Raw genomic sequence first — 20,295 nt, forward strand, 5'->3', positions numbered from 1 at the left:
CGGGGCGTGCCATGCCGGCCTCCGTCCTTCCCGTTCGCCACTCCCTGCCGATGGTGGTGCAGCAGCACTTTGACAGCGTGGATGTGCTGCGGTCCACGCGCTCGCTGCTGGTCCGGGCTCCGCATGTCCGGCTTCACCAACTGCAGCGCCTGGACGAGCGCATTGCCGCAAGCCTGGACGGCTTGACGGTGGCCGGCGAATCTGGCCAGGCGTTGTGCCGGGCAGCGCTCGACGGCCCTACGAAGGGGGCGATGTTCGCCGCGACCGTGCAGGCCATCGAGCACCGCGACCCCGCGCTGCTGGAGCGGCTGCTGTGCCTGTGCGAAGCCAGTGCGTCGCTGCGTCCCGGACTGGTCTCCGCTTTCGGCTGGCAGTCGCACGAAGCGCTGCGCGGCATTGTGCGTGCGCTGGCCGACTCGCCGGTGGGCTTCCGGCGCGGCGTAGCCCTTGCCGCGTGCGTGGCGCGCAGGGTCGATCCAGGCGAGATACTCACCCGGGCAATAGAGGACGCCCAGACCACGAAAGATGCCGTGGTCGCCGCAGGCCGGCTGGGGCGCATGGATCTCCTGCCGGATTGCATCGCGTTCATGAACAGCAGCGACGAGCCCGGTCGCCACGAGGCTGCCAGAGCCGGCGTGCTGCTGGGCGACCGGGGCGACGCGGCTGCGGCTCTCTCCGAACTGGGGATGACCGCGGGACGCTGCCAGACTGCAGCGGCGAGCCTGGCGCTGCGCGTGCTGGCTCCGCAGGCCGCGGCGGCGCTGGTTCGCTCAATGCCTGGCAGAGGAATTGCTGATCGGCAATTGCTCCAGGCGATAGCTGCATTGGGCGACCCGCTGTTCATGCCCGCCATCATCGAGCGCATGAGCGAACCCTCTTTGGCGCGCGTGGCCGGTGAGGCGTTCACGGCGATCACCGGCGTGGACCTCGACGAGGCCGACCTTGTAGACGCGGCAGCATCTGGCCAAGAGGAGCAAGAGGCGATCGATGAAGATGATGAGCTGCCTTGGCCGGACCCCGGCAAAGTCCATGCTTGGTGGATGAATCATGCGCATCAGTTCGTGGTGTCGCAGTCCTATCTGGCGGGCGCGCCGCTATCGCCTGCGCATTGCCTGTCCCTCCTGAAGTCGGGACTTCAGCGTCAGCGCATCGCTGCCGCCGAGTGGCTGTGCCTGTTGCAGCCCGGCACGCCACTGTTCAATACCGCCGCCCCCGCCTGGCGCCAGCAGCGCTGGCTGGCGCAGATGGGTGCCTGAGGGGTGCCTGAGGCCAGGCCATGCACGTCGCCTGGATCTTGCTCGCGGTGGCAATCGTGTTCGCCATCGCCGCTTTCTGGAAGCGTGCACGAATGGGCCGGCCCGACATCGCCGCCCGCATCTGGCTGCGTGTGGCGCTCATCTTCACGGCCGTCGGCCTCTGGCTGCTATGGAACAGGGCATAGCGCTTTAGACCGATGGGCAACTTGCCTATGGCGACCAATACTCGCAGGCCACGCACCGTCCCTGGCTGCGCAATGCAAGCATGGGCGAGGACCACTGCATGATTCAAATCGAAGTCCTCAGTCGACAGGACGCGCCTTCCGGGCAGCGCATCTCGGCTCAGTTCGGTCCCGAAGGTGGGACGATCGGCCGCGCCGATACCAACAAGCTGGTTCTCAGCGACCCCGACCGCACCGTTTCGCGCGTGCATGCGCAGGTGCTGTTCCGCGATGGCGGCTACGTGATCGTGGACCGCGGCAGCAACCCCATGCAGTGCAACGGCGAAGCCCTGGGCTCGGGCCGCGAGATGCCGCTGCGCGACGGCGACCAGCTGGTGATCGGCAGCTTCATCCTGGGCGTGCGCGCGCTGGCGCCTGCCCCCACCGCCGCGGCCGCCGCTGCGTCGCCGGCCGCGGCTGACTTGGTGCAGACCCGCAGCCCGGCGGCCGACGACCCCTTTGCCGACCTGCTGGCCGGGCTGGGCAGTCCGGCTGCTGCTGCACCTGCTGGCTCCGCTGCGTCCTTTGCTGCAGCCCCACCGTCGCTGCCCGACGCTGGCTTTGGCAGCAGCGGCAGCAGCTCGCCCATGGCCGATCCGCTGGGCTTTGCGGCGCCTGCGCCCACTGGCGCGGCCGACCCCTTCGCCGACCTGCTGGGGCCCGGCTCCGGCGGTGCCGGCGCATTTGGGGCCGCGCCACCGCCTTCCGACGACTTCCTGGCGCTGGGCCTGCCCGCGGCGGCATCGCCCACGGCCGGCGCCCAGCGCATCGACGAGCTGTTCGGCGGCGTGGCGGGCGGCCTGGGCGGCGATCCGCTGGCGCTGTCGCCGCTGGCCGACCCGCTGCTGCAGCCCAATACCGCGGCCAGCGCCGACCCGCTCGCCGCCTTTGGCCAGGCGCCCGTGGCGCCGCAGGCCGCGCGCAGCGACCACCTGCCCATCGGCCAGTTCGGCTTCGTGCCGCCCACCGGCCGCACCGCGGCGCCGGCAGCGCCCGCAGAGGAGCCGCTGGGCTTCGACGACCAGACGGGGCAACCGATCCGCATCTCGCGCCCGCCCGTGGCGCGTGCGCCTGGTGCCCCTGGTTCCGCTTCGCAGCCACCGGCCGCACCTGCGCCCATCGCGCCCGTCGCGGCCATGCCCGCACCTGCATCCGCATCGCCAGACCCGTTCGCGGGCCTGACGCAAGGCTTTGGCGCGCCCGCCGCTTCGCCCGCCAGCGCGCCCGTGCCCGGCCTGCCCGTCGCGGCCTTCGATGACCTGCTGGCCGACCTAGCGCCCGCGGCGCCCACCCCGGCGCCACCGCCACCTCAGGCGGCGCCGGCAGCGCAGCCGCCCGCCTTTGCGGCTGCGCCTGAACCGGTGCCCGCGCCCGCTCCTGCGCCAGTGGCCGCGCCCGTCGCTGTTGCGCCTGCACCCGCCATCGCACCTGCCGCGCCCGTTGCGGCGCCCGCGGTCCCTGCGCAGCAGGCCGATGGCGATGTGCTGCTGGCCGCCTTTCTGCGTGGCCTGGGGCCCATGCACCAGAGTCCGAGTTCGCTCACCCCGGCGCTGATGGAGCGCCTGGGCAGCCTGCTGCGCAGCGCCACCGAAGGCACCCTGCAGCTGCTGCTGACGCGCCAGGAGTTCAAGCGCGAGGTGCGCGCAGACGTCACCATGATCGCGGCCCAGGCCAACAACCCGTTGAAGTTCTCGCCCACCGCCGATGTGGCGCTGGCCCACCTGCTGGGGCCGGGCGTGCGCGGCTTCATGCCGGCCGAGGCCGCGATGCGCGACGCCTTCAACGATCTGCGCGCACACCAGTTCGGCGTGATGGTCGGCATGCGCGCGGCGCTGGAGCGGCTCATCGAGCGCTTCGGGCCCGAGGAACTGGAAAAGAAGATCGCGGCCCGCTCGGCGCTGGACAGCCTGTTTTCAGCCAACCGCAAGGCCAAGCTGTGGGACCAGTTCGTGGCCCTGTACACCACGATCGCGAGCGAGGCCGAGGACGACTTCCACACGCTGTTCGGCAAGGCCTTCCTGCAGGCCTATGAAGAGCAGATGGACAGGTTGAAGGATGCCGAAGGCGGCCGCTCCAACTGAGACCGGATGCAGGAGGGGAAGGGTTTTGGACATCGATCTCGTCACGCTGTCGAAGCAGGGTGGCCGCGACTACAACGAAGACGTCTATGGGCATTGGCACAACGGCCACTACGTGGCCTGCCTGGTGGCGGATGGTGCCGGTGGCCATGGCGGCGGCGATGTGGCGGCGGCCACGGCGCGCGCCAGCATCCTGAACGGCTTTGCCGCAGGCCCCACCCTGGATGCGACGACGATCCAGCAGCTGCTGGAGCAGGCCAACCTGGCCGTGGTGGCGCGCCAGGCCGAAGGGGGCAAGCTGGCCAGCATGCGCTCCACCATCGTGCTGGCGGCCGTCGACCTGGAGCAGCAGGCGCTGCTCTGGGCCCACAGCGGCGACAGCCGTGCCTACCTGTTTCGCGGCGGCTCCATCGTGGCCCGCACCACCGACCACAGCCTGGTGCAGCAGATGGTGGCCAGCGGCATGCTCGACGACGAGTCGGCGCGCATGCACCCGCAGCGCAACATGCTGCTGTCGGCTTTGGGCTCGGTGAACGAGCCGCCCGAGATCGCGGTGTCCGACCGCATGCGGCTGCAGCCTGGCGATGTGCTGCTGCTGTGCTCCGACGGCGTGTGGGAGCCGCTGGGCGATGAGGTCCTGGTCGACAGCCTGCATGCCTCTCGCACGGCAGCGCAGTGGGCCGACGAGATCGATCTCCTGGTCCAGTCGCATGCCAAGCCCGGGCACGACAACTACACGGCCCTGGTGCTGTGGGTTAGGCAGGACGACGACGACACCACCCGCCTGATGGGCGCCGACGAGCTTCTGCCCGCCACCAGCGCCCCCTGAAGCCGCCATCGCAGAAAAACAGCAAAAGGGCCGGCTGATGCAGACCCGCTGCCTGGCAGCGGAACCTGCAGCAGCCGGCCCTTTTTGGTCGGGTCGGTGCCGAGCGAGGAAGAAGGCTCAGGCCTTCTCGTTCTCGGGGATCTTCCAGCCGGCCGTCTTGGCGGCTTCACCCGAACCGTCGGCCTTCTGCGGCACGTATTCGTAGTCGAAGCGGCCGAAGTTCAGGACGATGTTCTCGGTCAGGCGGTCTTCGCCGCCGCTGCCGCCGGTGTTGATGGACGAGACGATGACGTCCGTCAGCTTGATCTTGATGTACTCGAGCGGCTTGTCGCCGGCCTTGCGCACCACCAGCGTGGCTTCCTTGATGTGGGTGCCGGCGCAGCAGGCCAGCAGCAGGGCATGCGAGCTGCTGTCGATGTACTTGGTGAACGACAGATCCTGAACGCTGACCTTGCCCGAGCCCGAGCCGCCGCCCATGTGGGTGGTGCCGGACTGGCTCACGCCCCAGCTCCAAGCCAGCACGTCGATTTCCTTGGCGTGCTTCGCGTCCTTCGCTTCGCCTTCGATCTTGTCGATCTTGATGAACATGTCTACAGCCATGGTGCTTACCTTTCAAGAAGTGGTGGATAAAAAGGGCTTCCGTGCGCCGGATCGGTTTGGCAAGCCCGGGAGCTGATGAGAGAACGAACCGGGGAATGTTTTTTTGAAGCTTGCAGCGGTCGCGGGCAACTTAATTTGCACCCTTGGCCGAAGGCAGCTTGGAGACCAGGCGCAGCGACACCGTCAGGCCTTCGAGCTGGTAGTGCGGGCGCAGGAAGAATTTGGAGGTGTAGTAGCCGGGGTTGCCCTCGATCTCCTCCACCACCACCTCGGCCGCAGCCAGAGGCTTCTTGGCCTTGGTCTCTTCCGAGGAGTTGGCGGGGTCGCCATCCACGTAGTTCATGATCCACTTGTTCAGCCAGCGCTGCATCTCGTCCTTTTCCTTGAAGCTGCCGACCTTGTCGCGCACGATGCACTTGAGGTAGTGCGCGAAGCGGTTGCAGGCAAACAGATAGGGCAGGCGTGCCGCCAGGTTGGCGTTGGCCGTGGCGTCCGGGTCGTCGTACTCGGCCGGCTTGTGCAGCGACTGAGCGCCGATGAAGGCCGCGAAGTCGGAGTTCTTGCGGTGGATCAGCGACAGCAGGCCCGCCTTGGACAGCTCGGCCTCGCGGCGGTCGCTGATGGCGATCTCGGTCGGGCACTTCTGGTCCACGCCGCCGTCGTCGCTGGGGAAGGTGTGCAGCGGCAGGTTCTCCACGGCGCCGCCCGACTCGATGCCGCGGATGCGCGAGCCCCAGCCGTACAGCTTGTACGAGCGGTTGATGTTGGTGGCCATCGCATAGGCCGCGTTGGCCCAGGCGTACTTGCTGTGGTCGGCGCCGGCCGTGTCTTCCTCGAAGTCGAATTCCTCGATCGGGTTGGTGTTGGCGCCGTAGGGCGTGCGCGCCAGGAAGCGCGGCATGCACAGGCCCAGGTACTTGGAGTCGTCGGACTCGCGCAGCGAGCGCCAGCCGGCGTACTCGGGCGTCAGGAAAATCTTGGTGAGATCGCGCGGGTTGGCCAGCTCCTGCCAGCTTTCCATCTGCATCAGCGAGGGGCTGGCGCCGGTGATGAAGGGCGCATGGGCCGAGGCCGCGATCTTGGCCATCTCGCCCAGCAGCTCCACGTCGGGCGGGCTCTGGTCGAAGTGGTAGTCGCCCACGATGGCGCCGAAGGGCTCGCCGCCGAACTGGCCGTACTCCTGCTCATAGACCTTCTTGAACATCGGGCTCTGGTCCCAGGCCGCGCCCTTGAACTTCTTCAGGGTCTTGGCCAGCTCCTGCTTGGAGATGTCCATCACGCGGATCTTCAGGTGCTCGTCGGTCTCGGTGTTGTTCACCATGTAGTGCAGGCCGCGCCATGCACTTTCGAGCTTTTGATAGTCGGGGTGGTGGATGATCTTGTTGATCTGCTCGGTCAGCTTGGCGTCGATGGCCGCGATCATGGCCTGGATCGACTTGGTCACGTCCTTGCTGATCAGCTGCGTCTGCCCCAGCGCCTGCTGGGCCAGCGTCAGCACGGCGGCTTCGACGGCGCTCTTGGCTTCGTCGCTGCGCGGCTTGAATTCCTTCTGCAGCAGTGAAGCGAAGTCGCCGCCTGCGTATTCGACGTCCTTGAGCGCGCTCTGCTGGAGTGCGTCTGCCATGGTGTTTTCTCCTCGGTACGATGGGGTCTCAGGCGGCGCTGCCGTCTTCGGGCTTCTTGGCGGCTGCCAGCGATTGCAGCAGGGCCGGGTCTTCCAGGACCTTGGCCAGCAGCTCTTCCGCGCCGCCCTTGCCGTCCATGTAGGTCACCAGGTTCGACAGCTGCGTGCGCGCTTCCAGCAGCTTGTTCAGCGAGTCGACCTTGCGTGCCACGGCGGCCGGCGAAAAGTCTTCCATGTTCTCGAAGGTGAGTTCCACCTTCAGATCGCCCTCACCCGTGAGCGTGTTCTCCACCGCGAAGGCGGCGCGCGGCTTCATGGCCTTCATGCGGGTGTCGAAGTTGTCGACGTCGAACTCCAGGAACTTGCGGTCCGCCACCGGCGCCAGCGGGTCCGCGGGCTTGCCCGACAGGTCGGCCAGCACGCCCATCACGAAAGGCAGCTGCACTTTCTTTTCGGCGCCGTACAACTCGACGTCGTACTCGATCTGCACGCGCGGTGCCCGGTTGCGGGCGATGAATTTCTGGCTGCTCTTGGACATTGCTCAAGCTCCTTGGGAAAAGGGTGATGTGGGGCCGGCGCGCCTGCTTATTCGCTGCGCTGCGCACCGGTGACGTTTTCGATCGTGCTCATCGCATCCGGGGCCAGGTTGGCGATGATGTCGAGGAAGCTCACGCCGATGAGCTTCTTGGCGCGTTCGATCAGAAGCGGCGCCGGGTTGCCGGGCTCGGTGCGCTCGAGGTAGGCGATCACGCGGTCCAGCATCTGAAGGGCGTCCTGGCGGGTCTGGATCTCGCCGCGCACCGCCAGGGGCTGGCCGGCCGCAGGGGCCGTGCCACCTTCGGCGCTGCCCTCGGCCCCGCCTTCGGCCGCCTCGGCCGCGGGTTCGCCGGCCATGGCGCGCGCCGTCTGTTGCAGCACCTGGCCGATGGCACGCAGCCGCGAGAAATCGACGGCGTCGCTGCGGCCGCTGCGCTCCGTCAGCACGCTGGTCAGCCGCGCCACGGCGCTGCCCACGCCCTGCATCTGCTGCAGCGCTTCAGGGTGCTCGGCCGCGATCTCCTGCAGCGCGCCTTCGACCTGGGCTGCGGAATAGCTCTTGTCGGTGGCCGGCAGCAGGTTGCGCACGGTGAGCACGTCGCGCACGCGCAAGGGGCCCACGCTGCGGGCGGTGCCGATGCGCGCGTCGTACAGGTCGCGGATCAGCAGCATCTCGTCGGTCAAGGCCGCCAGCGCATTCAGGCGCATGGTCGGGTCGTTGTCGTCGTCGGTGTCCAGCGCCGGATGCAGCCCATCCCAGAAAGTGTCGTTGAGGTCGGCGAGCAACTGCATGCCCAGCAGGAAGCCGTTGAGGCCCTGCATGCGCGTGGCCGCACGCAGCAGCAGCACGGAGGGGCGCACGTCCTTGGAGCGTTGCAGCAGGGCCTGCGCCTGCTCGGAGATCTGCGGCCATTCGGGCTCGACCGCGGGGATCACCGTGTCACCGAACTGCTGCTCGGGCCGGCCTTCGGCGGCAGTGCCGAGCGCGATGAACGCCGGGTCGTATTCCAGGTCATCGCCGCACGGCGACGCCTCGCTGATGGGCGCGCGCAGGGCTTCGACGATTTCAGGAGTGAGCATGTTGCCAGTGAAGATTCACTGCGGATAATCGAAGATGGCCCTGGGCCAATCAATGCAACGAAGGAAATAGCATGCGTGAGCTGGATACTGACCGTTTGTCCTATGGCCGCCGTTCTTTCATGGGCCTGGGGACCGCGGTGCTGCTGGGTGGCGCGGGGCTGGCTGGGTGCTCGAGCCCGCCCAAGCCGGTGACCACGCCGGTGTCTCTGCAGCTGGTTGGTGCCGCCGACATGAACCCCGATGCCCGCGGCCGGGCCTCGCCGCTGGCGGTGCGGGTGTATGCGCTGAAGACCTCTGCGCCTTTTGATGCGGCCGACTTCTTCGCGCTGTTCGAAAAGGACCAGGCCACGCTGGGTGCCGAACTGGTCCACAAGGAAGAGGCGCTGCTGCGCCCTGGTGCCAGCCATCCGCTGAAGTTCGTGCTGCCGGCCGATGCGAAGGCGCTGGCCTTCCTGGCCGCCTACCGCGATCTGGAGCGTGCGCGCTGGCGCGAAGTGCGCGCCCTGCAGCCCGGGCAACCGGTGAACTGGCAGGTGAACTTCGGCGCACGGCAGATCCGCATTGATGCCCCGGCCGCGCCGGCGGCACCCGCGCGCGCCGGCGGCTGAGCGGCTGCCGGCGTCTCAGGCCCTCAGTTCACGCGCGCGTCGGAGGCGTTCAGAAAGCGCTCGAAGAGGTCGGCCAGAAAGGCCGGCTGGGGCGCCGACGCCGTGAAGTACAGCCCCTGCAGCCGCGGGCCCGTGCCGGCCTGCAGGGCCAGCGCCTGCTCCAGCCGGTGCAGGCCCGGCGTGAGTGCCAGCAGGGCTTCCGCAAATCGATGGATGTCATGGCGTTCGCGGGCCTGGCTGGAGCGCGCCATCAGGCCCAGCCGCCAGGCATGCAGCGCTGGCTGCCAGGTGTCGTGGGCGGCCTGCCAGGGCTGCGGCACGGGCTCGGGCGGGGCGCGCCAGCCGAAGGCCTGCTGCAGGACGGGGGCGGGCGTGGCGGCGCGCACGGTGCCGTAGCCCGGCAGGTCCTGCAGGCCCGTGACCAGCAGGTACAGCGGCAGCCGCGGGCTGAGCAGGGTGGCGCTCTCATGCGCGCGCCGGGCCAGCAGTTGCATGAGGGTTTCGGCCACCTTGGGGTCGGCGCGCAGCAGAGCCACGCTGATGCACAGCACCATGCCTTCGAGCGGTCGCTGGGGTTGCGTCTGGGCCAGCGTGCGCAGCGCGTGCAGCCACAGAAGGTCCTGCTGGGCCTCGGGCGGTGGTGCGGGCGGGCAGACCTCGATGGCCACCTGCTGCGGCAGCCACCACCAGCGCCAGAAGGGCTCTTCGTCGGCCACGCGGGCTTCCTTCACCGGTCCCTCGGGCGCCACGGCCGACAGCAGTGCGGGCAGCGCCGAGGCAGCGTCGCCCACCCACAGCAGCCGGGGCAGCGCGTGGTGGGGCGGGTGGGGCAGCGGCTGCCAGGTGGTCTCCAGATCCGCGGGCGTGGTGATGGCCGCGCGCAGGGCGCGCACGCTGGGTGCAGAGGCGGTCTGCCCCCGCCGACGCGCGGCCGTCAGGCGTTCATGCCAGCGCCGCCAGCGGATCAGCGCGCCCAGCCAGCCTTCGCGCCAGGCCAGCCAGCCCAAGAGGGCGATGCCAGCGCCCATGGCTCCCAGACCTGCCAGGCCGATCTCGTTCATGGTGTCACCGTTCCCCGGTCTGCAGAAAGAGAAGATCCGCCACCGGGCGGGCGTCCGGGCTGACGGCCGCCAGCGTCTCGCGCAGTCGAAGCAGGTAGTCCGACGCCAGCTCGTAAGGTGGCGGCTCGGTGCTGGCCGGCACGCCGCTGGCGGGCAGGGCCACGGCAGTGATCAGCACCGTGCCGAAGGGCGGGCTCACCAGCCAGCTCGAAGGCAGGTCTTCGCCCAGCCGCACCGTCTGGCCGGCACTGAAAGGCACCCGGCGCTGGCCCTGCGCTCGCAGGTGCAGCACGGCACCGTCGGCCGTGTAGTAGTCGACCCAGACCACGCCCTCGCGTTCCGGCGTGCGCAGTTGCAGCACCACGCTCTGGCCCTCGCGCAGCACGCCGTCGTGCGCGGAAGGGGCCTCCAGCGCCATGGGCTGGCGCGATCGCGCATTGCGCAGCTGGTGGGCCTGCAGGATGTCCACGACTTCGCAGTAGGGCCAGGGGCGCAGCTGCAGCGACAGTTCGGTGGGCGTGGCGCCGGCCAGCGCGCCGATCTCCTGGCGCACCTGCGCCAGGGTGCCCGCGGAGGGCACGAAGCCGTTGACGCGCAGCACGCCGTCGGCCGCCTGCTCGGCGTTCAGGACGGCGCAGGCGTGGCGCTGCAACTGCTCGTTGGCCTGCATCGCCAGCGTGCGCGCCTGCGCTGCCGGGGGCGCCAGTTGCTGGGCCATCCACGCGCCCACGGGCACCAGGATCAGCAGCAAGGCGACCAGCAGCGGCCATCGCCAGGCGCGCCGGTCGCGCTGCGGTGCCGCGGCCGGCGCGCGGGGCACGGTATAGGGCTGGGCGCACAGGCGGGGCCGGGGCAGTTGCAGCTCCAGCAGCGGCTGCGGCAGTTGCGCCGCATGCAGCGCGCGCAGCTTGGCCAGCTCGCCCGCGCCGTTCTGGCCTTCGAAGTAGTACTGGCCCTGGAAGCCGATGGCCAGCAGGTACCAATAAAGTTCGCGCAGTTCGCCCTGGTCGGACTGCAGCGCGGACAGGTGGTGGAAGAACTCGGTGGCGGCATTGGTGGAGTTGAACCACAGCAGCTGCAGCGGGGCGATGGCATCGGCCCAGTCGCGGCGCCGGCCGGCCACCTCGTCGAACCAGGCCGTCAGCGCGAAGGCGGCCGAATCCACGTCCGCGGCAGACTTGCCCTGCGCGCGCGCGGCCGTGTTGGCGCGCTCCAGCAGCCGCCGCATGCGCTGCTGGGCCTCGGCTCCGGTGGACTCGACCGGCGCATCCGGGTCCTGGGCATCGATGGCCAGACCGAATCCGATGGCGGCTGCGTAGAAACTGAACAGGCGAGGGGCAACGGTCACTGGGGCGGTCTCTGCAGGCACGGGCCCCTGCGGCGGGATGGATGCCACGGTGGTGCTGCGTTGGGTCCGCGGCATTCTTCGGCGCGGGCCTCGCTCGCCGCCATACCGCTTGGGCTCTATGTCCTTCGGGAAGGTGCCTTGCTGCGGGAGCGGATCACGGCTATCTTCCGGGGCGTTTCGAATGCGCCGCGGCGCCATCCACCCATGAAAATCCTGATCGCCGATGACCACCGGCTCGTCATCGAGGCGGTGAAGGCCAAACTCTCCGAACTGCAGAGCGACATCGAGTTCCTGCTCGCCATGAACGTGGATGAGCTTTTTGCAGTCGCTGCAGATGACCTCGATCTGGCCCTGATCGACCTGAACATTCCGGGTGCCGAAGGGCATTCGCACATCGACGAGCTGCGGCGCCGCCACCCGGCCGTGCCGGTGATCGTGCTGTCCGGCTATGAAGACCCGGCCATCATGCGCGCGGTGCTCGACCGCGGCGTGCTGGGCTTCATCCCGAAGGCCTATTCGCCCGACGTGATGCTGTCGGCGGTGCGCCTGGTGCTGGCCGGCGGCGCCTATGTGCCGCCGATGCTGCTGTCGGGCCTGTCTGTGGCGCCGGGCGCCGCGGCCGCGACCGGCACGGCAGGGCCCGCGCGCACCGCGGGGGGGGCGCCCACGCTGGAGCATCTTCGCAAGGTGCTGACCGAGCGCCAGGTGGAAGTGCTGCAACTGCTGTCGCAAGGCAAGCCCAACAAGCTCATCGGCCGCAGCCTGGGCATCAGCGAAGGCACGGTCAAGATCCACCTGGCGGCCATCTTCCGGGCGCTCAACGTGCGCAACCGCACCGAGGCCGTGGTGGCGGCCCAGTCGCTGACCGAAGTCTGAGCCTGAGCCGGCCGCTCGCCTGCCGGCGCGACAATGCCGGCGTGACTTCCTCTTCTGCTTCCCACCTTCCTTCGCTTTCCTGCTTCGACGCGGCCATCATCGACCTCGATGGCACGCTGGTCGACACCCTCGGCGATTTCGTTGCGGCCCTGGGCGGCATGCTGGCCGACCTGCAACTGCCGCAGGTGCAGGCCCAGGCGGTGTCGGCGATGGTGGGCAAGGGCTCCGAGCACCTGATCCGCAGCGTGCTGGCCCATGTGGGCGCATCGGACGAAGCGGCGCTGTACGAGCGGGCCTGGCAGCGCTACCAGCATCACTACCTCCGGGTCAACGGCCAGCATTCGCAGGTCTACGGCGGCGTGATCGAGGGGCTGGACGCGTTGCGCGCACGCGGTCTGCGCCTGGCCTGCCTGACCAACAAGCCGCGCGACTTTGCCCGGCCCCTGCTGGCTGCCAAGAAGCTGGACAGCTACTTTGAACAGGTCTTCGGTGGCGACGATTTCGCGCGCAAGAAGCCCGACCCGCTGCCGCTGCTCAAGACCTGCGAGGCCCTGGGCAGCGCGTCCGAACGCACGCTCATGATCGGCGACTCCAGCAACGACGCGCGCGCCGCGCGGGCCGCCGGCTGCCCCGTGGTGCTGGTGAGCTACGGCTACAACCATGGCGAGCCCGTGCATGGCGTGGACGCCGATGGCTTCATCGACGCGCTCAGCGAACTGGCCGGGCGGGGCGAGCCGCGCTGCTGACGGCCTCGGGCCTTCAGGCATGCCGCGTGCCGCATCGCTGGGCTACACTGGCTGTTCCATGTTTGTTCATCACGTCCATCAGACAGGCCTAGGGAGCCGGGGAGCCTGGCCCTGGCGTAAGCCTGCGTCCACAGCTGTCTGATTGCACGGCGCCGGCCGTGCGCCCGTGGTTCGCGGCCAACGCCCGCCGCGAACCGAACCCGTGAATGATGATGAACGCAGGTGCGCCCACTTTCAGCGCCTGCCCATGGAGAACCCGTGATCACTGAACTCGAATTCAAGAGTCTGTCCGCGCAGGGCTACAACCGCATCCCCCTGATCGTCGAGGCCTTTGCGGACCTCGAAACCCCGCTGTCGCTGTACCTCAAGCTGGCCTATTCCAGTGGCCCGCAGGGCGGCAGGCTGAGCTTCCTGCTCGAGTCCGTGGTGGGCGGCGAGCGCTTCGGCCGCTACAGCTTCATCGGCCTGCCCGCGCGCACCCTGCTGCGCGCCAGCGGCTTCGGCGCCGCGGCGCGCACCGAGGTGGTCACCGATGGCCGCGTGGTGGAGACGGCCGAAGGCAATCCGCTGGATTTCATCGAGGCGTACCAGAAGCGCTTCAAGGTCGCGCTGCGTCCCGGCCTGCCGCGCTTTTGCGGCGGCCTGGCCGGCTACTTCGGCTACGACGCCGTGCGCTACATGGAAAAGAAGCTCGAGGCCAGCTGCCCGCCCGACCAGTTGGGCTGCCCCGACATCCTGCTGCTGCAATGCGAGGAACTGGCCGTCATCGACAACCTCTCGGGCAAGCTCTACCTGATCGTCTACGCAGACCCGCAGCAGAGCGAGGCCTATGCCAAGGCCAAGCGCCGGCTGCGCGAACTCAAGGACCAGCTGCGCTATTCGGTCAGCGCGCCTCAAGTGAAGCCCACGCAGGCGCATGCCCCCGAGCGACCCTTCGCCAAGGCCGACTACCTGCGCGCCGTGGAGCGGGCCAAGGAACTGATCGCCGCGGGCGACTTCATGCAGGTGCAGGTGGGCCAGCGCATCAGCAAGCGCTACACCGAATCGCCGCTGTCGCTGTACCGCGCGCTGCGCTCGCTCAACCCCAGCCCCTACATGTACTACTACGACATGGGCGACCACCATGTCGTGGGCGCTTCGCCCGAGATTCTGGTGCGCCAGGAGGTGATCGAGACCGGCGAGCAGAAGGTCACGATCCGTCCGCTGGCCGGCACGCGGCCGCGCGGCGCGTCCATCGAGCTGGACAAGGCCGCCGAGGTCGAACTCGTGAACGACCCCAAGGAGCGCGCCGAGCATGTGATGCTGATCGACCTGGCGCGCAACGACATCGGCCGCATCGCCAAGACCGGCACCGTGAAGGTGACCGAAGCCTTCGCCGTGGAGCGCTACAGCCACGTGATGCACATCGTCAGCAACGTCGAAGGCATCCTGAAGGACGGCATGAGCAACATGGATGTGCTGCGCGCCACCTTCCCTGCCGGCACGCTCACGGGCGCGCCCAAGGTCCATGCCATGGAGCTGATCGACCAGCTCGAGCCCACCAAGCGGGGGCTGTATGGCGGCGCCTGCGGCTACATCAGCTATGCGGGCGACATGGACGTGGCCATTGCCATCCGCACCGGCGTGGTCAAGGACCAGACCCTGCACGTGCAGGCCGCGGCCGGCGTGGTGGCCGACTCCGTGCCCGAGCTGGAATGGAAGGAGACCGAGGCCAAGGCGCGGGCGCTGCTGCGCGCCGCTGAACTGGTGGAAGAAGGCCTGGAGTAGAAAGATGACCAAGCTCTTGATGATCGACAACTACGACAGCTTCACCTTCAACATCGTCCAGTACTTTGGCGAGCTGGGGGCCGAGGTGGAAGTGCTGCGCAATGACGAAGTCGACGTGGCCGGCATCGGCGAGCGCATCGCCGCCGGCGTCACGCGGCTGGTGATCTCGCCCGGGCCGTGCTCGCCGACCGAGGCGGGCGTGTCGGTGCCCGCGATCCAGGCCTTTGCCGGCAAGCTGCCCATCCTGGGCGTGTGCCTGGGCCACCAGAGCATCGGCGCGGCCTTTGGCGGCCGGATCGTGCGGGCGCAGCAGCTCATGCATGGCAAGGTGAGCCAGATCACGACCACGCGCGAAGGCGTGTTCGCGGGCCTGCCCGAGCGCTTCACCGTCAATCGCTACCACTCGCTGGCCATCGAGCGCGCGAGCTGCCCCGAGGCGCTGGCCGTCACGGCCTGGACGGACGACGGCGAAATCATGGGCGTGCGGCACACCGGCTTTGCGCATGCGGTGCGCATCGAAGGTGTGCAGTTCCACCCCGAATCCATCCTGACCGAGCATGGCCATGCCATGCTGCAGAACTTTCTGAACTGAGCCGGGGCGAGCGATGAGCACAGGCCAACAGACAACCGCACTGGTCGACCTGCGCAGCGACACCGTCACGCAGCCAACCGCCGCCATGCGTGCGGCCATGCTGGCCGCGCCGCTGGGCGACGACGTGTTCGGCGGCGACCCGTCGGTCAATGCGCTGCAGTCGCAGATCGCCGGCCTGCTGGGCTTCGAGGCCGCGCTGTTCATGCCCACCGGCACGCAGAGCAACCTCTGCGCCATCCTCGCGCACTGCGGGCGCGGCGACGAATACATCGTGGGCCAGCAGCAGCACTGCTACCGCTGGGAAGGCGGGGGCGCCGCGGTGCTGGGCAGCGTGCAACCGCAGCCCATCGAACATGCGCCCGACGGCAGCCTGCCGCTGGCGCGCATCGAGGCCGAGATCAAGCCCGACGATGCGCACTTTGCGCGCACGCGGCTGCTGGCACTGGAAAACACGCTGGGCGGCAAGCTGCTGCCCTTCGACTACGTGCAGGCGGCCACGCAACTGGCCGCCGACAAGGGCCTGCTGCGCCACCTGGATGGCGCGCGCCTGTTCAATGCCGCCACGGCCCAGGCCGAGGCGCTGGGCACCGATGTGTATGACGAAGCCAGGCGCATCGCGCAATGCTTCGACAGCGTCTCGGTGTGCTTCAGCAAGGGCCTGGGCGCGCCGGTGGGCTCGGCCCTGTGCGGCTCGCGCGAGTTCATCTTGCGCGCGCACCGCGTGCGCAAGATGGCCGGCGGCGGCATGCGCCAGGCCGGCGTGCTGGCGGCTGCCGCGTCGCATGCGCTGGAGCACCATGTGCGGCGCCTGCGCGACGACCATGCGCTCGCACGCCAACTGGCGCAAGGCCTGGCCGGCATTCCCGCGTTGCGCGTGGAGCCGCCGCAAAGCAACATCGTCTTCGTCGATCTGCAAGGCCAGGCCGCCGACCAGGGCGCGGCGCTGCTGGCGCATCTGCAGTCGCAGGGCATCCTGGCGACGGGGCTGTACCGGTTGCGCTTCGTCACGCATCTGGATGCGGATGCGGACGGCGTGGCGCGCGCCGTGGCAGCCATCCGCGGCTTCTTCGCGCGCTGATCCCTCACTGCATCCAAGACGGACTGAGCATGCCAGACACTCCTCAACTGCTGGCTTTCGTGATGGCCGGCCTGCTGCTGAATCTGACGCCCGGCGTGGACGTGTTCTATGTGGTGAGCAACGCGCTGCGCCAGGGCGTGCGTGCCGGCATCGTGGCCGGCCTGGGCATCGCGGCCGGCTGCATGGTGCACACACTGGCGGCGGCGCTGGGCATCAGCGCGCTGATCGCTGCATCGGCCACCGCATTCACGGTGCTCAAGTGGGTGGGCGCCGCCTACCTGCTGTGGATGGGCTGGGGCATGCTGCGCTCGCGCGGCTCGCTGGACGCCGAGGCCTTCGCCGGTGGTGCGCTGGCGCCCGCGCAGGCGTTGCCACTGCGCGTCGTCTTCGGCCGGGGCTTTCTGACCAACGTGCTCAACCCCAAGGTGGCGCTGTTCTTCCTGGCTTTCCTGCCGCAGTTCATCGCGCCCGGCACCGCCCACCCGGCATGGGTGTTCCTGGCGCTGGGGCTGCTGTTCAATGTCAATGGCCTGCTGGTGAGCGCGGGCTGGGCGCTGGCGGCTGCCGTCATCGCGCGGCGGTTGCGTGCCGGCGGGCCTTCGACGCCACCGGCCGCAGCCCGCGGCCTGCTGTGGGTCGAGCGCGCAGCGGGTCTGCTGATCCTTGTTTTTGGCCTCAAGCTGGCGCTGACCGAAGCGCCGACCGGCCGCTGATTTCTCTGGAGCCTGTTCCCATGATCACCCCTCAAGAGGCGCTTGCGCGCACCATCGAACACCGCGAGATCTTCCACGACGAGATGCTGCACCTGATGCGGCTGATCATGCGCGGCGAGTGCTCGCCGGTCATGATGGCGGCCATCATCACGGGCCTGCGCGTGAAGAAGGAAACCATCGGCGAGATCACGGCCGCCGCGCAGGTGATGCGCGAGCACGCGACCACCGTGGCGGTGCGCGACACCGAGCACCTGATCGACATCGTGGGCACGGGCGGCGATGGCTCGCACACCTTCAACATCTCCACCTGCGCCATGTTTGTGGCCGCTGCGGCCGGCGCGCGCACGGCCAAGCATGGCGGGCGCAGCGTGAGCAGCAAGTCCGGCAGTGCCGACGTGCTGGAGGCACTGGGCGTGCATATCGACCTGCAGCCGGCGCAGATCGCCGACTGCATCGAGCAGGTGGGCATGGGCTTCATGTTCGCGCCCAACCACCACCCGGCCATGAAGAACGTCGCGCCCGTGCGGCGCGAGCTGGGCGTGCGCACGCTGTTCAACATCCTGGGCCCGCTCACCAACCCGGCCGGGGCGCCGAACACGCTGATGGGCGTGTTCCACGCCGACCTCGTGGGCATCCAGGTGCGGGCGCTGCAGCGTCTGGGCGCGCGCCATGCGCTGGTGGTGTACGGCAAGGACGGGATGGACGAGATCTCGCTGGGCGCCAGCACGCTCGTGGGCGAACTGTGCGAAGGGCAGGTGCGCGAATACGAGATTCACCCTGAGGACTTCGGCCTTCAGATGGCCAGCAGCCGCGTGCTGCGGGTCGAGACGCCGCAGGAGTCGCGCGCGCTGCTGGTGGGCGTGCTCGACGGTTCGGTGCAGGGCGCCGCGCGCGACATCGTGCTGCTCAATGCTGGCGCGGCGCTCTATGCGGCCGACGTTGCGGCCAGTATTGCTCAGGGCATCGAAAAGGCCCGCGCGGTGCTGGACTCTGGCGCTGCGCGCGCGAAGCTCGCGCAGTTCGTCCAGACCACGCAGGCGCTGGCCGCGGACGGCCATTGAGCGCTCACCGAGAATCGAGCCATGTCAGACATCCTGAATCAGATCGTTGCCGTCAAGCACGAGGAAGTGGCCGCTGCGCGCAAGCGTCTGCCGCTGGAGGCGGTGCGCCGCGATGCCGAGAGCCGCGTGCTCACGCGTGATTTCGAAGGCGCCTTGCGCGCCAAGGTCGCGCAGGGGCAGGCCGCAGTCATCGCCGAAATCAAGAAGGCCAGCCCGAGCAAGGGCGTGATCCGCCCGGGCGAATTCGTGCCGGCCGATCTCGCCCAGAGCTATGCCGAAGGCGACGGGCGCGTGAGCGCCGCCTGCCTGTCGGTGCTCACGGACCGCCAGTTCTTCCAGGGCAGCATCGACTACCTCAAGCAGGCGCGCGCCTCCTGCGGCCTGCCGGTGCTGCGCAAGGACTTCATGGTCGATGCCTGGCAGATCTACGAATCGCGCGCCGTCGGCGCCGATTGCGTGCTGCTGATCGCGGCCTGCCTCGACGACGCGCAGTTGAAGGACTTCGAGGCCATCGCGCTGGGGCTGGGCATGGCGGTGCTGGTGGAAGTGCACGATGCGGCTGAGCTCGAGCGTGCGCTGAAGCTGCGCACGCCCTTGATCGGCGTGAACAACCGCAACCTGCGCAACTTCGAAGTCTCGATCCAGACCACGCTGGACTTGAAGGCCCGGTTGCCCGAGGGCCGTTTGCTGGTGACCGAGTCGGGCATCGCCACCCGCGAGGATGTGCAGACCTTGCGCGAGGCTGGCGTGCAGGCCTTCCTGGTCGGCGAGAGCTTCATGCGTGCGGACGAGCCGGGCGAGGCCCTGGCCCGACTGTTCGCCTGAGCCGCGCCATGATGGCGACGCAACTCCAGAGTGCCGACCCGGGCCAGTGGCCCGTGGCGCCCGGCTGGCAAGCGCTGGTCGACGAATTCTTTGGCAGTGCCAAGGGGCAGTCGCTGCAGCAATTCCTGCAGCAACGACTGCAGGAGGGCGCCGTGGTCTTTCCGCCGCAGCCGCTGCGGGCGCTGGAGCTCACGCCGCCCGAGGCCGTGCGCGTGGTCATCCTGGGGCAGGATCCCTACCATGGCCGCGGCCAGGCCGAGGGGCTGGCTTTCTCCGTGGCGCCGGGCGTGGCGTTGCCGCCTTCGCTGCGCAACATCTTCAAGGAACTTGAGCGCGATCTGGGCACCCCGCCGCCGCGCTTTCCCGAGCCTGGCGGCAGTCTGGTCAAGTGGGCGCGCAACGGCGTCCTGCTGCTCAACACCTGCCTCACCGTGGAGGAGGGCCAGCCGGCCAGCCATTCGGGCCGGGGTTGGGAGACGCTCACGGACGCGGTCATCCGCCAGGTGGCCGAGGGCCCCCAGCCGGTGGTCTTCATGCTCTGGGGCTCGCATGCGCAGAGCAAACGCAACCTGATCGACGGGAAGCGACACAAGGTCTTGACCGCCAACCATCCCTCGCCACTTTCGGCCCTGCGTCCGCCCGTGCCCTTCATCGGCTGCGGCCACTTCGGCCAGGCGCGTGAATGGCGTGACAGGCAACGCGCCTTGGGAGAGAATGCCGGGTGATCCCGGGCGCGCGGCCCTCTTTATTGAGGCTGCGCGTTTCGGGCACTGAAGACCTCGGTCTTGGTTTGGAGCGGATGGGTTCGCCCACCGCAAAAAATCGCACGGTCAATCGACTCCGTCAAACAACCGTGCTATAGTTCGAGGTTCACCGGAGAGGTGGCCGAGTGGTTAATGGCAGCAGACTGTAAATCTGCCGGTTTATACCTACGCTGGTTCGAATCCAGCCCTCTCCACCAGTGAAGCCACAGTTGTTCAGGTGCCTGAGCTGCGAGCGTTGGCGGCGTGAGTCGTCACGATGCGGGAGTAGTTCAATGGTAGAACCCCAGCCTTCCAAGCTGATGACGCGGGTTCGATTCCCGTCTCCCGCTCCACGGGTGCCTGGTGTGGTCTGAGTATTTGAGTGTCGCCCTTGTGGCTCAGTGGTAGAGCACTCCCTTGGTAAGGGAGAGGTCGCGGGTCCGATTCCCGCCAAGGGCACCAGTTATTTTGGGGTGTGCAGCAGTGGTGTTGCATGCCCCGCAGTCGTGTGATCTGGTTATTTTTCGGAGTCGAAAATGGCAAAAGGCAAGTTCGAACGTACCAAGCCCCACGTGAACGTGGGCACGATCGGTCACGTGGACCATGGCAAGACGACCCTGACGGCGGCGATCGCCACGGTGCTGTCGGCCAA

General features: G+C 68.6%; 21 protein-coding genes and 3 tRNA genes. 18 read left to right on the forward strand and 6 right to left on the reverse strand.

Translation table 11 applies throughout. The features are described 5' to 3' along the window. The first annotated feature begins 11 nt into the window (after positions 1–11). The 4 genes from PGB34_RS20575 (at position 12) to PGB34_RS20590 (ending at position 4,384) form a co-directional block, all read left to right on the forward strand. Complete coding sequence (locus PGB34_RS20575; RefSeq protein ID WP_271429985.1) at positions 12–1,256, forward strand: TIGR02270 family protein; 1,245 nt, start codon at positions 12–14, stop codon at positions 1,254–1,256. A gap of 20 nt (positions 1,257–1,276) precedes the next feature. Next, complete coding sequence (locus PGB34_RS20580; RefSeq protein ID WP_271429986.1) at positions 1,277–1,441, forward strand: hypothetical protein; 165 nt, start codon at positions 1,277–1,279, stop codon at positions 1,439–1,441. A gap of 98 nt (positions 1,442–1,539) precedes the next feature. After that, the gene (gene tagH / locus PGB34_RS20585; RefSeq protein WP_271429987.1) at positions 1,540–3,558 is read left to right on the forward strand and encodes a type VI secretion system-associated FHA domain protein TagH; all 2,019 of its coding nucleotides are present in this window, start codon (positions 1,540–1,542) and stop codon (positions 3,556–3,558) included. 25 nt (positions 3,559–3,583) lie between these two features. Next, positions 3,584–4,384, forward strand: coding sequence for a PP2C family protein-serine/threonine phosphatase (locus PGB34_RS20590; RefSeq protein ID WP_271429988.1), 801 nt, complete (start codon positions 3,584–3,586; stop codon positions 4,382–4,384). Between the two features lie 117 nt (positions 4,385–4,501). Here the strand turns inward: PGB34_RS20590 and PGB34_RS20595 are convergent, their stop codons facing one another. The 4 genes from PGB34_RS20595 to tssA form a co-directional block, all read right to left on the reverse strand. Continuing rightward, positions 4,502–4,984 carry an Hcp family type VI secretion system effector gene (locus tag PGB34_RS20595; RefSeq protein WP_271429989.1) on the reverse strand — a complete coding sequence of 161 codons (483 nt, stop codon included), beginning with the start codon at positions 4,982–4,984 and terminating at the stop codon, positions 4,502–4,504. Positions 4,985–5,114: 130 nt separating this feature from the next. Next, positions 5,115–6,608, reverse strand: coding sequence for a type VI secretion system contractile sheath large subunit (tssC, locus tag PGB34_RS20600; RefSeq protein ID WP_271429990.1), 1,494 nt, complete (start codon positions 6,606–6,608; stop codon positions 5,115–5,117). A 28-nt stretch (positions 6,609–6,636) separates the two neighbouring features. Next, entirely contained in the window at positions 6,637–7,146 is a 510-nt protein-coding gene (tssB, locus tag PGB34_RS20605) for a type VI secretion system contractile sheath small subunit (RefSeq protein ID WP_271429991.1), read from the reverse strand. Between the two features lie 47 nt (positions 7,147–7,193). Then, a complete protein-coding gene (gene tssA / locus PGB34_RS20610; RefSeq protein WP_271429992.1) occupies positions 7,194–8,225 on the reverse strand; it encodes a type VI secretion system protein TssA in 1,032 nt (343 codons plus the stop codon). Between the two features lie 119 nt (positions 8,226–8,344). Between tssA and tssJ the strand changes: the two genes are divergently transcribed. Then, on the forward strand, positions 8,345–8,833 hold the full coding sequence (tssJ, locus tag PGB34_RS20615) for a type VI secretion system lipoprotein TssJ (RefSeq protein ID WP_271429993.1): 489 nt from the start codon (positions 8,345–8,347) through the stop codon (positions 8,831–8,833). A gap of 23 nt (positions 8,834–8,856) precedes the next feature. Here the strand turns inward: tssJ and PGB34_RS20620 are convergent, their stop codons facing one another. Continuing rightward, positions 8,857–9,894, reverse strand: a complete 1,038-nt coding sequence (locus tag PGB34_RS20620; protein WP_271429994.1) for a type VI secretion protein IcmF/TssM N-terminal domain-containing protein — start codon at positions 9,892–9,894, stop codon at positions 8,857–8,859. A 4-nt stretch (positions 9,895–9,898) separates the two neighbouring features. Next, a complete protein-coding gene (locus PGB34_RS20625; protein WP_271429995.1) occupies positions 9,899–11,242 on the reverse strand; it encodes a DotU family type IV/VI secretion system protein in 1,344 nt (447 codons plus the stop codon). Positions 11,243–11,446: 204 nt separating this feature from the next. Here PGB34_RS20625 and PGB34_RS20630 point away from each other — a divergent pair, with 204 nt between their 5' ends. The 13 genes from PGB34_RS20630 to PGB34_RS20690 all read left to right on the forward strand — a co-directional run. Beyond that, positions 11,447–12,118, forward strand: coding sequence for a response regulator (locus PGB34_RS20630; RefSeq protein WP_271429996.1), 672 nt, complete (start codon positions 11,447–11,449; stop codon positions 12,116–12,118). Between the two features lie 41 nt (positions 12,119–12,159). Further along, positions 12,160–12,864, forward strand: a complete 705-nt coding sequence (gene gph, locus PGB34_RS20635; protein WP_271429997.1) for a phosphoglycolate phosphatase — start codon at positions 12,160–12,162, stop codon at positions 12,862–12,864. Positions 12,865–13,122: 258 nt separating this feature from the next. Further along, positions 13,123–14,631, forward strand: a complete 1,509-nt coding sequence (gene trpE, locus PGB34_RS20640; protein WP_271429998.1) for an anthranilate synthase component I — start codon at positions 13,123–13,125, stop codon at positions 14,629–14,631. A gap of 4 nt (positions 14,632–14,635) precedes the next feature. Next, entirely contained in the window at positions 14,636–15,223 is a 588-nt protein-coding gene (locus PGB34_RS20645) for an anthranilate synthase component II (RefSeq protein ID WP_271429999.1), read from the forward strand. A gap of 13 nt (positions 15,224–15,236) precedes the next feature. Then, a complete protein-coding gene (gene ltaE, locus PGB34_RS20650) occupies positions 15,237–16,301 on the forward strand; it encodes a low-specificity L-threonine aldolase (RefSeq protein ID WP_271430000.1) in 1,065 nt (354 codons plus the stop codon). 29 nt (positions 16,302–16,330) lie between these two features. Then, positions 16,331–17,014: a LysE family translocator gene (locus tag PGB34_RS20655; RefSeq protein ID WP_271430001.1), complete on the forward strand. Its 684-nt coding sequence runs from the start codon at positions 16,331–16,333 to the stop codon at positions 17,012–17,014. Between the two features lie 20 nt (positions 17,015–17,034). After that, positions 17,035–18,075 (forward strand): anthranilate phosphoribosyltransferase, encoded by a 1,041-nt coding sequence (trpD, locus tag PGB34_RS20660; protein ID WP_271430002.1) that lies wholly within the window; start codon positions 17,035–17,037, stop codon positions 18,073–18,075. 21 nt (positions 18,076–18,096) lie between these two features. Further along, positions 18,097–18,900 carry an indole-3-glycerol phosphate synthase TrpC gene (gene trpC / locus PGB34_RS20665; protein ID WP_271430003.1) on the forward strand — a complete coding sequence of 268 codons (804 nt, stop codon included), beginning with the start codon at positions 18,097–18,099 and terminating at the stop codon, positions 18,898–18,900. A gap of 8 nt (positions 18,901–18,908) precedes the next feature. Further along, entirely contained in the window at positions 18,909–19,625 is a 717-nt protein-coding gene (locus tag PGB34_RS20670; RefSeq protein WP_271430004.1) for a uracil-DNA glycosylase, read from the forward strand. A gap of 150 nt (positions 19,626–19,775) precedes the next feature. Beyond that, positions 19,776–19,861: transfer RNA gene (locus PGB34_RS20675), tRNA-Tyr, on the forward strand. A 61-nt stretch (positions 19,862–19,922) separates the two neighbouring features. Next, positions 19,923–19,996: transfer RNA gene (locus PGB34_RS20680), tRNA-Gly, on the forward strand. Positions 19,997–20,030: 34 nt separating this feature from the next. Further along, positions 20,031–20,105: transfer RNA gene (locus tag PGB34_RS20685), tRNA-Thr, on the forward strand. A 74-nt stretch (positions 20,106–20,179) separates the two neighbouring features. Beyond that, positions 20,180–20,295 (forward strand): GTP-binding protein (locus tag PGB34_RS20690; RefSeq protein WP_244273727.1); only part of this gene is annotated, 116 nt, incomplete at its 3' end.

This window comes from Xenophilus arseniciresistens, assembly GCF_028023875.1.
GTDB lineage: Bacteria > Pseudomonadota > Gammaproteobacteria > Burkholderiales > Burkholderiaceae_C > Xenophilus > Xenophilus arseniciresistens.

What these genes read in the sequence shown, in the direction of transcription:
- PGB34_RS20575 (WP_271429985.1), top strand. Translation starts at nt 12, where the DNA reads ATGCCGGCCTCCGTCCTTCCCGTTCGCCACTCCCTGCCGATGGTGGTG.
- PGB34_RS20580 (WP_271429986.1), top strand. Translation starts at nt 1,277, where the DNA reads ATGCACGTCGCCTGGATCTTGCTCGCGGTGGCAATCGTGTTCGCCATC.
- tagH (WP_271429987.1), top strand. Translation starts at nt 1,540, where the DNA reads ATGATTCAAATCGAAGTCCTCAGTCGACAGGACGCGCCTTCCGGGCAG.
- PGB34_RS20595 (WP_271429989.1), bottom strand. Translation starts at nt 4,984, where the DNA reads ATGGCTGTAGACATGTTCATCAAGATCGACAAGATCGAAGGCGAAGCG.
- tssC (WP_271429990.1), bottom strand. Translation starts at nt 6,608, where the DNA reads ATGGCAGACGCACTCCAGCAGAGCGCGCTCAAGGACGTCGAATACGCA.
- tssB (WP_271429991.1), bottom strand. Translation starts at nt 7,146, where the DNA reads ATGTCCAAGAGCAGCCAGAAATTCATCGCCCGCAACCGGGCACCGCGC.
- tssA (WP_271429992.1), bottom strand. Translation starts at nt 8,225, where the DNA reads ATGCTCACTCCTGAAATCGTCGAAGCCCTGCGCGCGCCCATCAGCGAG.
- tssJ (WP_271429993.1), top strand. Translation starts at nt 8,345, where the DNA reads ATGGGCCTGGGGACCGCGGTGCTGCTGGGTGGCGCGGGGCTGGCTGGG.
- PGB34_RS20620 (WP_271429994.1), bottom strand. Translation starts at nt 9,894, where the DNA reads ATGAACGAGATCGGCCTGGCAGGTCTGGGAGCCATGGGCGCTGGCATC.
- PGB34_RS20630 (WP_271429996.1), top strand. Translation starts at nt 11,447, where the DNA reads ATGAAAATCCTGATCGCCGATGACCACCGGCTCGTCATCGAGGCGGTG.
- PGB34_RS20645 (WP_271429999.1), top strand. Translation starts at nt 14,636, where the DNA reads ATGACCAAGCTCTTGATGATCGACAACTACGACAGCTTCACCTTCAAC.
- ltaE (WP_271430000.1), top strand. Translation starts at nt 15,237, where the DNA reads ATGAGCACAGGCCAACAGACAACCGCACTGGTCGACCTGCGCAGCGAC.
- PGB34_RS20655 (WP_271430001.1), top strand. Translation starts at nt 16,331, where the DNA reads ATGCCAGACACTCCTCAACTGCTGGCTTTCGTGATGGCCGGCCTGCTG.
- trpD (WP_271430002.1), top strand. Translation starts at nt 17,035, where the DNA reads ATGATCACCCCTCAAGAGGCGCTTGCGCGCACCATCGAACACCGCGAG.
- trpC (WP_271430003.1), top strand. Translation starts at nt 18,097, where the DNA reads ATGTCAGACATCCTGAATCAGATCGTTGCCGTCAAGCACGAGGAAGTG.
- PGB34_RS20670 (WP_271430004.1), top strand. Translation starts at nt 18,909, where the DNA reads ATGATGGCGACGCAACTCCAGAGTGCCGACCCGGGCCAGTGGCCCGTG.